This is a genomic window from Dethiothermospora halolimnae (genome assembly GCF_037577855.1).
In the GTDB taxonomy this organism is placed as follows: Bacteria; Bacillota; Clostridia; order Tissierellales; family VENL01; genus Dethiothermospora; species Dethiothermospora halolimnae.
Genome location: NZ_JBAKFX010000017.1, coordinates 1 through 13490 on the forward strand (window position 1 = coordinate 1; position 13490 = coordinate 13490).

General features: G+C 31.5%; 13 protein-coding genes and 1 other annotated feature. Of the genes, 9 read left to right on the forward strand and 4 right to left on the reverse strand.

Features of this window, described 5'->3' with window-relative positions:
- Positions 1–361: 361 nt before the first annotated feature.
- Together V6137_RS08685 and V6137_RS08690 are read right to left on the reverse strand one after the other, a co-directional pair.
- Complete coding sequence (locus V6137_RS08685) at positions 362–709, reverse strand: cupin domain-containing protein (protein ID WP_425447522.1); 348 nt, start codon at positions 707–709, stop codon at positions 362–364.
- Positions 710–739: 30 nt separating this feature from the next.
- Entirely contained in the window at positions 740–1876 is a 1137-nt protein-coding gene (locus V6137_RS08690) for a THUMP domain-containing class I SAM-dependent RNA methyltransferase (protein WP_425447523.1), read from the reverse strand.
- 182 nt (positions 1877–2058) lie between these two features.
- On the opposite strand from V6137_RS08690, the gene V6137_RS08695 reads away from it, so the two are divergent.
- From V6137_RS08695 to tyrS, 7 genes are all read left to right on the forward strand, one after another.
- Complete coding sequence (locus tag V6137_RS08695) at positions 2059–2433, forward strand: class II SORL domain-containing protein (protein ID WP_425447524.1); 375 nt, start codon at positions 2059–2061, stop codon at positions 2431–2433.
- A 159-nt stretch (positions 2434–2592) separates the two neighbouring features.
- Complete coding sequence (locus V6137_RS08700; protein WP_425447525.1) at positions 2593–3567, forward strand: hypothetical protein; 975 nt, start codon at positions 2593–2595, stop codon at positions 3565–3567.
- Between the two features lie 599 nt (positions 3568–4166).
- Positions 4167–5171: an MraY family glycosyltransferase gene (locus V6137_RS08705; RefSeq protein WP_425447526.1), complete on the forward strand. Its 1005-nt coding sequence runs from the start codon at positions 4167–4169 to the stop codon at positions 5169–5171.
- A gap of 245 nt (positions 5172–5416) precedes the next feature.
- Positions 5417–5791, forward strand: coding sequence for a class II SORL domain-containing protein (locus V6137_RS08710; RefSeq protein ID WP_425447527.1), 375 nt, complete (start codon positions 5417–5419; stop codon positions 5789–5791).
- Between the two features lie 121 nt (positions 5792–5912).
- Positions 5913–6578, forward strand: a complete 666-nt coding sequence (sdaAB, locus tag V6137_RS08715; RefSeq protein ID WP_425447528.1) for an L-serine ammonia-lyase, iron-sulfur-dependent subunit beta — start codon at positions 5913–5915, stop codon at positions 6576–6578.
- A 13-nt stretch (positions 6579–6591) separates the two neighbouring features.
- Positions 6592–7473, forward strand: a complete 882-nt coding sequence (gene sdaAA / locus V6137_RS08720; RefSeq protein ID WP_425447529.1) for an L-serine ammonia-lyase, iron-sulfur-dependent, subunit alpha — start codon at positions 6592–6594, stop codon at positions 7471–7473.
- Positions 7474–7697: 224 nt separating this feature from the next.
- Positions 7698–7902: a binding site (T-box leader), on the forward strand.
- A 220-nt stretch (positions 7903–8122) separates the two neighbouring features.
- Complete coding sequence (gene tyrS / locus V6137_RS08725) at positions 8123–9349, forward strand: tyrosine--tRNA ligase (protein WP_425447530.1); 1227 nt, start codon at positions 8123–8125, stop codon at positions 9347–9349.
- A gap of 258 nt (positions 9350–9607) precedes the next feature.
- Here the strand turns inward: tyrS and V6137_RS08730 are convergent, their stop codons facing one another.
- Entirely contained in the window at positions 9608–10108 is a 501-nt protein-coding gene (locus V6137_RS08730; protein WP_425447531.1) for a GAF domain-containing protein, read from the reverse strand.
- Positions 10109–10336: 228 nt separating this feature from the next.
- On the opposite strand from V6137_RS08730, the gene safA reads away from it, so the two are divergent.
- Positions 10337–10963 (forward strand): SafA/ExsA family spore coat assembly protein, encoded by a 627-nt coding sequence (gene safA / locus V6137_RS08735; protein ID WP_425447532.1) that lies wholly within the window; start codon positions 10337–10339, stop codon positions 10961–10963.
- A gap of 48 nt (positions 10964–11011) precedes the next feature.
- Here the strand turns inward: safA and V6137_RS08740 are convergent, their stop codons facing one another.
- Complete coding sequence (locus V6137_RS08740) at positions 11012–11929, reverse strand: 2-thiouracil desulfurase family protein (protein WP_425447533.1); 918 nt, start codon at positions 11927–11929, stop codon at positions 11012–11014.
- 132 nt (positions 11930–12061) lie between these two features.
- Here V6137_RS08740 and V6137_RS08745 point away from each other — a divergent pair, with 132 nt between their 5' ends.
- A complete protein-coding gene (locus V6137_RS08745; RefSeq protein WP_425447534.1) occupies positions 12062–13459 on the forward strand; it encodes a cryptochrome/photolyase family protein in 1398 nt (465 codons plus the stop codon).
- Positions 13460–13490: the final 31 nt, after the last annotated feature.

Sequence of the window (13490 nt, forward strand, 5' to 3'; positions counted from 1 at the left end):
ATCCTTTTACGTGGTTTTTCGCAAATTCTATTGTAAAAGGATGCTTTTATTTTGTAAAGATTTATTTCAAAATTTCCAGTAAAAATAGGAATTTATTGATTTCTACCTTATCTTAATCTAATCTTGTAAATCCAAGGGCTATCGCCCATTAAAATTTTTGAGATGCGAAACTTCTGATATTCCATATATTATATTGCTGTAACATATATTTGCTACAACAAAAGTTGGCTTATATTCTATAAGTGTTAATTTGTACTATAATCTTTATATACCTTGATATAACTTTATTCTACCACCTGATTATTTATAAAAAATTAGTTTTTTTTACATACTAAGAAAACAGACGGCTAACTTTAGCCGTCTATTTATGTCCTTCCTCTGGTACTATACATATAAACTCCAGAGTCTCTTTTCCCTTGTTCATAAATTGATGTAATTTCCCTGCTGGTACATAGGCAAAGGATCCTGCCTTTATTTCCTTATCTTCCCCTTCTAAGTGGAGTACCCCTTCTCCCTTTATTATATAGTTTATATGGGGCCAAGGATGGGTGTGTCTTGGGGTATGACCTCCTTCTCCAAGTTCAAATACCCTCATTACATGACCTTCCCACCCCTCTTTAGGTGATATTAAAACCTTCATAAGGGCATCTTTAACCTCTGGGTTATTAATTCTTTTTTCCTTCACATTATCCTTATGGGATACTATCATTTCTTTTTCCTCCTTTATTTTTTGTTAAACCTAAGCCTTTGGAGGTCTAGGTCCATAATATTGATAATAATCTACCTTTATTCTTCCATTGTATAGTTTTCTCCTTTTATCTGACTTTTTACCATATAACTTTTCAAATCCCTCTTCTGATGTAAGTATATATATAGACCATGTATCTAAGGCCCTTAATTTCTTACCTAATCCTTTATACAATATTTCTATTTCTGGTTTTTCACCTAATCTTTCTCCATAGGGTGGATTAGATATTATTACTCCATATTGATCTTTTATATTTACATCTAAAGCATCCTTCACATAAAAGTCTATACAATCATCAACCCCTGCTTCAAAGGCATTTTCCTTTGCCACTTCTATGGCTCTTTTATCAATATCTGAGGCCTTTATATGTAGCTGGGTTTCTTGATCTATTGCTTTTAATGCACTGACCCTCTCTTCCTTCCAAACATCTTTGCCTATCATTGGCCAATCTTCAGAAGCAAAATTCCTTCCAAGACCGGGAGCTATGTTTTTACCTATCATTGCAGCTTCTATTGCTATGGTCCCAGAACCACAAAATGGGTCATATAATATTCTGTCCTTATTCCAAAAACTGAGCTGTATCATTGATGCTGCAAGGGTTTCTTTAAGGGGGGCCTCTAAAGCCTTTTCCCTATACCCCCTTTTATGAAGACCTACACCACTGGTATCTATGGTAAGTGTGGCTTTATCCTTTAGAAGTGCCACCTGTATTGTAAACTCCGGTCCCGTTTCTTCAAACCATTCTTTTTTATATTTTTCCTTTAGTTTCTCAACTACTGCTTTTTTCACTATGGATTGGCAGTCGGGAACACTATATAGTTCCGATTTTATTGACTTACCTGTAACCGTGAACTTTCCATCTTCAGTTATCCATTTATCCCACGGAAGAGCCTTGGTCTTTTCAAATAATTCATCAAAGCTTGTGGCCTTAAACTCTCCTATTTTTAATAATACCCTATCTGCCGACCTAAGCCACAAATTTGTTTTAGCAATTGCCCTTTCATCACCTTTAAATGTTACCTTTCCATTCTCTACTTTTGTATCTGTATACCCTAAATTTTCAACTTCCCTTTTAACAACTGCTTCTAATCCAAAGGTTGATGTTGCTATTAATTCTATGTTAGACATTATATCTCTCCTAATTTTATCTATTTATATATCCATTTTAACAGAAAACCTCTTTTAGTGCTATAAGTAGTTCTCTATATCCTTATTCTTTGAATTTATAAAAAAAATATGTCCTGTATGTTATATATATATACTACTGGGTATATAAAGACTAGGTTAAATTATATAAGGGGGTAATATTAATGAAAAGTTTAGGAGAATTTTTACAAACTGGAGATTGGAAAGGTGAGAAACACGTACCTGTAATACATATACCTGAAAAGGTTAAGGCAGAGGAATGTTTTGATTTAAAAGTATCTATCGGAGATGAAATCAAACATCCCAATACAATGGAACACCATATTTCATGGTTTAAAGTATTCTTCCATCCAGAGGGAGCTAAATTCCCAATAGAAATAGCTACCCATAATTTCACTGCCCATGGTGAAGGGGAAGTATATGACGAACCAGTTTCTGTTTCAAATGTTAAATTAAATAAGTCAGGTACTATTCACGTAATCAGTTATTGTAACATTCATGGTCTTTGGGAAAATAGCAAAGATATTACAGTAGAATAAATTTGTTAAAGGGTATATAATACATCCCTTTAATTTAGTAGCTGGGGGATTCATAATCCCCCAGCTAATTTTTTTGTTTTATATTCCCTCTTCATGACTACCATTAATTGGATTAATGTGTTAAAATATTGATGTATATTTTTATGAAGGGGGATTTGTATGGCTAATAATAAAGATAAAAATACAAAAGAAATAGACCCAATTAAAATAGTTTTAGCCTTTACAATAATTATGTTTCTAATACTAATCTTTTCTAATCTTTTCAATTTTATTGGATGCGACCCTGCTATTCTAACTCTAATACTTTGGATAGTCTTTGCTATTATATTTTTATTTTTAATTCCCCTAGCTAACTTCACTAGCAAAGTTAAAAAAAATAAAATCTATATAAAAGAGAATATTATTTTAGTTTTAAGGACTATAGTAACTCTAGCCTCTATTTATAGTGTTTATTCCATCTTTTATAAACCCTATGGGTATATTAATAATAATAAATATTTTTTTAATACAATTTTTTATTTAGACTTTCTTTTGATTATTATGACATTAATTAATATTTTAAAAGATCAGGTTCTAGATGCTAAAAAAAAATCTAAAAGCATACCTTCATTTCTAGGAAGACTAGTCCTTATACTTATAACAGTTATTTCAATAATAGCCACTGTTAATTCTATATATGATTCTAAAAAGGTTATTTCCCTAGAAAACATAAAAAAGCCATCGTCAATATATATCTATGAAGATAGCTTTAAAAAAATCGGTGAAATATCAAATGAAAATTTAATTAATGATTTCTATGATGAGATAGCCAATCTAAATGTAGAAAATATGAGAAATATTGATAAGTTATACTATATTGCCATGAGGAAAAAAGCCGACCTTTACTGTAGACTAAAGCCTTCCTATGGTTCCCATGAACTAGCTCTTTTTGAAGATAAAAGCTTAGATGACGGATTTATTCAAGGAATGTATATCTATGATAATGGTGAATTTTATATAGTAGACAATGACTCTGAAATTACTTTTTTAAATATATTATTTAACAATAGTAAATTTGATTATTATAAACTCGACCTTTCTGATGATTTAACTAATAGAATAATAGAGGCTATAAATACTTTAGATGCTGAATAATATAAAGGGTTTTAGAATCTCTTAAGAGGATTTAAAACCCAAAATTATTTATAAACTTATTTTAAAAGTTTACTATTCTATTAAAAATAACAACTAAATGGTCTAACCCGTATCTGTTTATAGTGAAAAATGCTATCGAACCAAAAACTAATAATAAAGTGATTATGAAAATACCCTTTTTATTTTTTTTCATATACTACCTCCTTTCTTATTAATGACGTTAAGATAATATAACCTATTTTTACCACTGGCTATTTATATGTATCTTATGGAACAATAAAACCTTTCTCTTATCAAGACTTTTATTAATACCTGATAAATTTATCACTTTAATTCTCCTTCTAATCTATCTCTAACTTTTAAAAATATATTTGCTTTTTTGAGTAATTATTTTATTTATTTTAGTTCATTGTACCATATTTGTTGTTTTTTTGTAACTTTTTCTTATGTTTTTTACTGTTTTCTAACAACACACAAAAGCCGTGTTAACTAAAAAGTCTATTTTAGCGAAATAGCTCAATCAAATCCCTTCTTTTTTTATATTTAATATGTTAAAATATGGTTATGTCATTTGTTTACTAAATGTTAGGGGGATTTATATGAATAAAGGTAAACTGGAAAATCTAGAATCTATTTTAATTATCATATTAGTTTTATGTGTTATATTTATAATATTTCAAGTTAGTTTAGTTGTGGAAAATAAAATAATATTTTTTATTCCTTGGATACTCCTTATTAATATATCACTTTTCTTTCTACCTCTGATAAACTTTATCCAGGAATATAGTGAAGAGAAAATCTACGTAAGAGAACATATTTTGTTGGTCCTTCAAGGGATCATGACACTTATTTTATGTTATGCTATTTATTCTATATTTTATAAACCCTATCAGTATATTGTTGATAATAGGACTTTTTTTTCTATATTATTCTATTTAGTTATCGTTATTTTTGTAATAGCATTTATTAAAAATATAAGGGACAAAGTTATTAATGCAAAAAAAGACTCTAAAAGTAATTTAAGTTTTATGGGAAGAATATTATTAATTCCAGTAGGTATTGTTTTTGTCATAGCCCCTATTAACTTTTTATATCCCCCTGAAAAGACTATCTCATTGGAAAACTTAAAAAGACCTATATCTATAGATATAGAGAAAAATTCTAATAAATCAAATAAAAAATCTTATATGGATATAAGGGGACTCCTTAATAGGGAATCCGTTGAAATGTCTGATAAAAAATTAATTGATAAGCTATATAATGAAATAACAAATCTGGAGATTGAAAATATTAGAAATCTAGATAGACTATACTACCTTATCATGAAGGCAAAACAGGATATCTATTATGAACTTACTCCTTCTTATGAAACTATTGGTATGGCCTTTGGCAGTAGACAAAGTTTGGATGATGGTTTTGTTCAACATATTTATATATATGATAATGGTGAAATAATAATAAAGGATGAGGCCCGTAGACTTGGCTTTTTTGATTCAATTTTACAAAAAAATAGAGATGATTATTATAGGGTAGCTATTTCAAAAGAATTAACTGAAGAATTAATAAATAAAATAAAAGCCTTAACTCAAAATGAAAAGGAATAAGTTAGGTGTTCGGAAGAAAATAATAAGTCAAAGATGCGACGGATATTTTGTATCAGACAAGGAGGCAGAATTCGTTGATAGTGGACTATCAGCGTGTTCTGCCGACGCGGTATGATGCAAAATAGACTAGCATACTGACTTATTATTTTTTCCCGAATGCCTTATATTTCTTATATTAGAAGTTACATATATTATACTCCTTTTAGGAATACTAGTTATGAATTTCATTTATAAGGAGGCTTTTTATGCAAAGTTTAGGTCAATTATTACAAACTGGAGACTGGAAAGGTGAAAAACATGTTCCTGTAATCCATCTTCCAAATACTATAAAAAAAGGTGAAGAAATTGAAGTGAAGGTTTCAATAGGAGATGAAATAAAACATCCCAATGAACTTAAACATCATATAAAATGGATTAAAGTTTTTTATTTCGGTGATGATGAGAAATTTCCAGTGCAAATAGGAGAGTTTAATTTTACTGCCCATGGAGAAGCAGGGGTATTCGCTGAACCTGTTGGAGTAACTCACTTTAAACTAGATAAACCGGGACATATATATGCTATGGCATATTGTAATATCCATGGACTTTGGGAAAATAAAATGGAACTTAGTTTTAAGTAGCTGATTATCAGCTACTTTTTTTAATGTTTGGTAGGTTCTGAATATATTACATTTATTTAGTTATATAATTTTTTATTTTTACTTTATAATATATTATATATACCATAAGGAAGGTGATAATATGAACGGTAGTGTTTTTGAGATAATAGGTCCCGATATGATAGGACCATCAAGTTCCCATACTGCTGGTGCCGCTAGACTTGGGAAGTTTGTACATAAGCTTATAAGTGGCAATATAGATAATATCGATTTTTTACTCCATGGTTCCTTTGCTAAAACATACCAAGGCCATGGTACCGATAGGGCTCTTATGGCGGGTATCCTTGGCTTTAATGAAAGTGATGAGAGATTAAGGGACTCCCTTAATATAGCTTCAAATAATAAAATTAAATATAAATTTATCGAAACAAATCTTGGCGATGTACATCCAAATACCGTTAAGTTTATCGTTAGATTTAAAGAAGGTGGTTCTTTAGAGGTAACCGGCTCTTCAATAGGTGGCGGTAATATCAAGATAATAGAAATAAATGGATTGAAATTAGAATTTACAGGACAGTATCCTGCTATCCTTACAAAACATATAGATAATCCCGGTGTTGTTAATAATATTACAAAATTATTGGCTAAATATGATATAAACATAGCCTTTATGAGTGTTTATAGACAGGATAAGGGGCAAGAAGCATCAATGGTTATAGAAACCGATGACAAATTGGACCTACTGCTCCTTGATGATATAAAGAACATAAATGGTATCAAAAATGCATATATAATTAATTCTATATAAGGGCGGTGATTACATGAGATATGACTTTAACAGTGGCAATGAACTTATTGACTTATGTAACAGGGAAAATAAAAAAATATGGGAAATAATGATTAATCGAGAAGAAGAAATCAGCGGTAATTCTAAAGAAGAAATATATAATGCCATGGTAAATAATTTAAAGGTAATGGAGGATTCAGTTAAAAAGGGATTTGAAGAAGATATTAAATCAGTAAGTGGTTTAATAGGTGGCGAAGCTAAGTTACTTAAAGAAAGATATGAAAATAACAAAACGGTATCGGGAACTATTATGTTAAAGGCCGTTTCAAGTTCCATGGCTGTACTTGAAGTAAATGCTTCCATGGGAAGAATCATAGCAGCCCCCACTGCTGGGTCCTGTGGTATAATTCCAGGGGTTTTTATTACAATAGGTGACGAATTTGATATTGACGATGATACCTTAGTTAAAGGACTTTTTACTGCTTCAGCTATTGGCTATATAGTGGCTAAAAATGCCACTGTATCGGGAGCTGAAGGTGGATGTCAAGCTGAAACCGGTACAGCAGCTGCCATGACCGCTGCAGCTATAGTGGAAATAATGGGTGGTGATATACATCAATGTCTTGATGCTGCAAGTATGACCTTTAAAAATATTATGGGACTTGTGTGTGATCCCGTTGCTGGATTAGTGGAAGTTCCTTGTCTAAAAAGAAATGCTATAGGTGCCGCCAATGCTTTGATATCTGTGGATATGGCATTGGCAGGTATTAAAAGTATTATTCCCTTTGATGAGGTTGTTGAAGCTATGTATAGTGTTGGAAAGTCTTTATCCCATGATTTAAAGGAAACAAGTTTGGGAGGTATAGCCGCTTCTAAAACGGGAAAAAAATTATCTAAAGAAATTTTTAATAAATAAGTTGGGGGATTACGAATCCCCCAACAACTGGACTTAAACTAGGTCTTAATAAATAAGTTAGAGAGATTACTCCCTCCAACAACTGGATTTAAGTGGATTTTAATAAGTAAGTTAGGGGATTATTAGCTCCCGTTAAATGAACTAAAAAAATTGTTAATAAATAAATTGTTATAATTTACTTGACAAAATAGAATAATATAATTAGTATATAGTATAAAATAAATATTAAAACACTGAAGGAGCAAAGTAGGTCTTTATGGTTACAACTTTAGAGAGTAGACTGGTGGTGAAAAGTCTATAGTACATAAAGAATCGAATTACACTCTGGAGTTTCAATGGGAAACCATTGCGTAAATCATACGTTATAATGATATAAAGGCATTTAAAAATGCAAATTAAGGTGGTACCACGGGTTTTCTCGTCCTTTAGGGATGAGAGGACCCTTTTTTTATTTGAAATAAGTTGGGGGATTATGAATCCCCCAACAACTAGCCAAATTAGAAATTGACAATTGGCAGGGCACAATTAAGGTATAACTCGGCTGAAGCCGATTTAAAATATAATATTTTACGAACAAAGTGAGTAAAATCACCTTAATTGTCAACTGTCCACTGTCAATTGTCAATTGAAATAAACAGGAGGGATATATGTGGAAAATATTTATGACATACTTAAAGAAAGGGGCTTTATTGAGCAGGCCACCCATGAAGATGAGATTAGGGAATTACTTGGAAAAGAATCTGTAACATTCTATATAGGTTTTGACCCAACGGCTGATAGTTTACATGTGGGGCATTTTATACAAGTTATGGTTATGATGCATATGCAAAGAGCTGGACATAAACCTATCGCTTTAATTGGTGGTGGAACCGCAATGGTTGGTGATCCTACCGGTAAAACAGAAATGAGGAAAATGCTAACTGAAGATGATATTAATAAAAATGCAGAGGCAATGGGAAATCAAATTGGAAAATATGTAACCCTTGATGGAGAAAAGGGGATAGCCGTAAATAATGCCGATTGGCTTAAGGGTCTAAACTATATACCTTTTTTAAGGGATGTTGGTAGACATTTCTCTGTTAATAGAATGCTAACGGCAGAATGCTTCAAATCTCGCATGGAAAAGGGACTGTCCTTTTTAGAATTTAACTACATGCTTATGCAGTCCTATGACTTTTTAGAACTTAACAACAGATATAACTGTAAGTTAGAACTAGGTGGTAATGATCAGTGGTCTAATATATTAGGAGGAGTTGACCTTATAAGAAGGGTAAAAAGTGAATCTGCATATGGACTTACTTTTAAACTTCTTACCACCAGTGAAGGTAAAAAAATGGGTAAAACTGAAGACGGAGCAGTATGGATAGACGAAAATAAGACTTCCCCTTACGACATGTACCAATACTTAAGAAATGTTAATGATGCAGATGTGGAAAACTGTCTTGCCCTACTTACGTTCCTACCTATGGATGAAGTAAGACGACTTGGTTCCCTAGAAGGGGCTGAGATAAATAAGGCTAAGGAAATATTAGCATATGAATTCACCAAAATAGTTCACGGTGAAGAGGAAGCCAAAAAAGCTGAAAAGGCTGCCAAATCATTATTTGGAGGTGGCATGGACCAAGGCTCTATTCCATCTACAGAAATGGAAAGAGAAACATTTGATGAGCCTATGCCATTATTTGTTATACTAAAGGAAATAGGCATAACTTCTTCTAATGGTGAAGGTAGAAGACTTATAAAACAGGGCGGTATATATATAGATGATAACAGAATAACAGATAATAACCACAAAGTAGCTTTAGATGACTTTAATGATGGAAAGTTAATGATAAGAAAAGGTAAGAAGGTTTATCATCAGATCACTGTTAAATAAATAGAGGAGAAATAGGTTGGGGGATTACGAATCCCCCAACAACTAAATAAAAATCTTCTAACAACTAAATGGGAATCTCCTAGTAACTAAACGGGAATCTCCTAGTAACTAAACGGGAATCTCCTAGTAACTAAATGGGAATCTCCTAGTAACTAAATGGGAATCTCCTAGCAACTAAATGCAAATATCTATCAACTAGATGCTAGTGTCCATCAACTAAAAATAAGAGGACTGGATGTATCCAGTCCCTACATCATGTTACTTAATATCTTCCCAATTAACGTATTTATTTAATGTGTTAACAAACTTCTCTAGATACTTCCCATCCTCTTCATTAAATCTATCAAAGTTAGGGCTGTCTATATCTAGGACTCCTATTAGTTTGTCATCTTTAACTATTGGTACCACTACCTCTGATCTTGATGCACTGTCACAGGCTATATGTCCTGAAAATTCTAATACATTCTCTATTACCTGTGTTTCTCTAGTTTTTGCTGCTGTACCACATACACCCTTTCCTATTTCAATATGGGTACATGCCGGTTTCCCTTGAAATGGACCTAATATAAGTTCTCCATTTTTATGTAGATAAAAACCTGCCCAGTTTATATCATCTAACAAAAGCCACAGTAGAGCCGATGCATTTGATAGATTAGCAAGCCAGTCCTCTTCTTCACATATAAGTCCTGTAAGTTTCATATTCATATAGTTATAAAACTTTCTTTTATCTGTGGTATCAATCTTTTTTATCTGTTGCACCTTTTATCACTTCCCCTTTTTTAATATATTAGTCATAGGTATATTATAATATATAATTCTATTTTTTCATAATATTTATATTATAAGCCTCCCTCCTAATATTTTCTATTATAATCCTATATAAGTAACCAAAGGCATCCATTACATAAATTACGAGTATAATCTTTGTTACATAAATGTTATAATTATTTAAGTGACAAACAAATATTCGATTTTAGGAGGTCGATTATGAAAAAATACTTTTCTAATATATTCTTATCACTTTTCATTTCTTTACTCGTCTTATCTATTGGTAACATAGCATTTGCAAATAATTATGGTACACATACAGTTAAGTCAGGGGATACCCTATGGAAAATAGCAGTTCAATACGAAGTGGGGGTTTCTGAACTTATAAATAGCAACACTCAATTGGCAAATCCAGATTTAATATATCCTGGACAAGCTATTAATATTCCAAATATATCTGATGTTAAATCAATAGAAAATGAAGTAATAAACTTAGTTAATAAAGAAAGACAAAGCCGTGGTTTATCTCCATTATCATACAACTGGGAGCTATCAAGGGTTGCTAGATATAAGTCACAGGATATGATAGATAAAAATTATTTTAGTCACACGTCGCCAACCTATGGAAGTCCATTTAAAATGATGACTGACTTTGGTATCAACTATAGTTATGCAGGAGAAAATATAGCTATGGGACAAAGAAGTGCAACAGAAGTTATGGATGGTTGGATGAATTCTCCTGGACATAGAAAAAATATATTGTCTCCAAACTATACACAAATAGGTGTGGGGTATGCTGTAGATAAAAATGGTACTCCCTATTGGACACAGATGTTTATCAAATAAATTAAGTTGGGGGATTACGAATCCCCCAACAACTTATTTATATAACTTTTATCTACCTCTATATAATATAGGTGTAGACCCGAATAGTTTATCTTCTAAATATGCCCTTTTTTCCAGTTCTGTAAGCTCCTCTACTATCTTGTTCATTCCCCTATATTCCGTTGGCATATTTATCATATCCACTTCCATATCATATTTTTTCTTAAAGTGACAATAGTTTTTCCAAAGCATTTGCTTTATCTTGGCAACGGTTGATGGTACTTTAAGTAAGTCTATTACTTTATTTCTTATCTCTTCAGTCTTATCCCTATCAAAACCTTTGGGTAATCCAGCCAACATTCTACCTATTTCATCGGCTTTTTTACGATTTATTTCCTGACATAAGAATTTCATTATATGCCAAAATTCAAATAGATCATTTTTAGAATCTATTTGGACATTTTTAGTCCATTTATATGCATGTATTCTCCTTCTTATATCCCATCTTCTTATGGGACTTTGTACATCTTGAGCCTTTATTAAAAAGAAGTCTTCCCTTTCTAGCATAGCTCCAAATACACCTGGAGGATTTCCTAATCTTTTATTTTTTAATGTTGTACGATTAACACCGCAACTGGGACTACCCTCCATAAATATAAATATATCCACATTTCCCCTTTTTAAGGTATCAATACAGGCTTTAGAACCGGCTATTACCTTATCAGTAACATCTTCTCCTCCTCTTTGGATGACTTTTCCGTTGCCATCTAATACATCAAAGCCATTCCCCCCTACTAATCGAATTGTACTCCTAGGTACTCCTAGACCTGCCATACACTCTGGACATACAGGGTGAAATATAAAACTATTTTTATCCCTTCCAAAATATGATGTCACATCAAAACCCTTTTTATTGTATCTAAGATGTCCTCCATACATACATCCACTTATCCCTACATTTACTTTATCCTTTAGTATAGTATCCAAAATATCACCCCATCGTTTAAATTTAAGTTAAATAAGGTATATAATTATATATACCATAAGTATTGACAAATATACTTTAGTAACAAATTAACTATATAATTATATATACCATATTTAATGGAGGTAAACACTATGAAATATAATATTTTTTGGTTTAGAAGAGATTTAAGGGTTCATGATAATATTGGATTATATAGTTCCACATTGGACCATAACAATGTTTTACCTATTTTTATACTTGATGAAAATATATTAGATAATAAAGACATTTGTAAAAAGCGTATAGATTTTCTTTTTTTCTCATTAAAAGAGTTAAATGAAAATTTAAAGTCTCTAGGTTCTAGATTAATAGTAAGGAAAGGAAATCCTTTAGATGTACTAAAGAATTTATCTAATGAGTTTGATATAGATAGTATACATTTCAATAGGGATTATGAACCCTATGCAGTTCATAGGGACAAGGAAATATGGGAATATTTTGCCGATAAAAATATTAAGATAAAATCCTATAAAGACTCAGTTCTTCATGAAAGAAGGGAAATTTTAAAAAAGGATAAGACCCCTTACTCTGTATTTACTTATTATTATAGAAAGTGGTCAACATTAAAAAAATACCCTATATATCCTATACCAGATACTCTAAATACTCCTAATACTTATTCAGTAGATACAGAGTCCTTAAATAGTGGTAATACCCTTGGAGGAGAAAGTCTAGGTCATGAGATATTAGAAGAATTTTTAAACAATAAGATAATAAATTATAAGAAATATAGAGATATACCCTATAGGGATATAACTTCTAAATTATCTCCCCATTTAAGATTTGGAACAATATCAATAAGGACTATCTATTATAAATCCTTAGATTTATTAAATAAAACAAAATCTAAAGATGATAGAGATAATATCTTAGCCTTTATTAGACAATTAGCCTGGAGAGATTTTTATTTTCAAATTATATATCATCATCCCCATATTAAGGATTCTTCTTATATAAAAAAATATGATAAGGTGAATTGGGAGAATGATAAAGACATGTTCAATAAATGGACAAAAGGGGAAACTGGATATCCCTTTGTGGATGCCGGCATGAGACAACTTTTAAAGGAAGGCTGGATGCATAATAGGCTTAGAATGATAGTTGCTTCCTTTTTAACAAAGGATTTATTAATAGATTGGCGATGGGGTGAGAAATTTTTTGACAAGCATTTAATAGACTATGATTTAGCCCTTAATAATGGGGGATGGCAATGGGCTGCATCAACTGGTACCGATCCCCAGCCATACTTTAGAATATTTAACCCAATCACCCAGTCGGAAAAGTATGATCCCCATGGTAATTATATAAGAAAGTATGTACCGGAACTTAAAAATGTTCCCGATGAGTATATACACATTCCTTATAAAATGCCCATGGAACTTCAACAGGATATAGGATGTGTGATAGGAAAGGACTATCCTAATCCCATAGTTGATCATTCCCTTCAACGGAAGAAAGCTATTACTATGTATAAAAATATTGATAATTAAAAAGCTGGGGATTACCAATCCCCCAGCAACG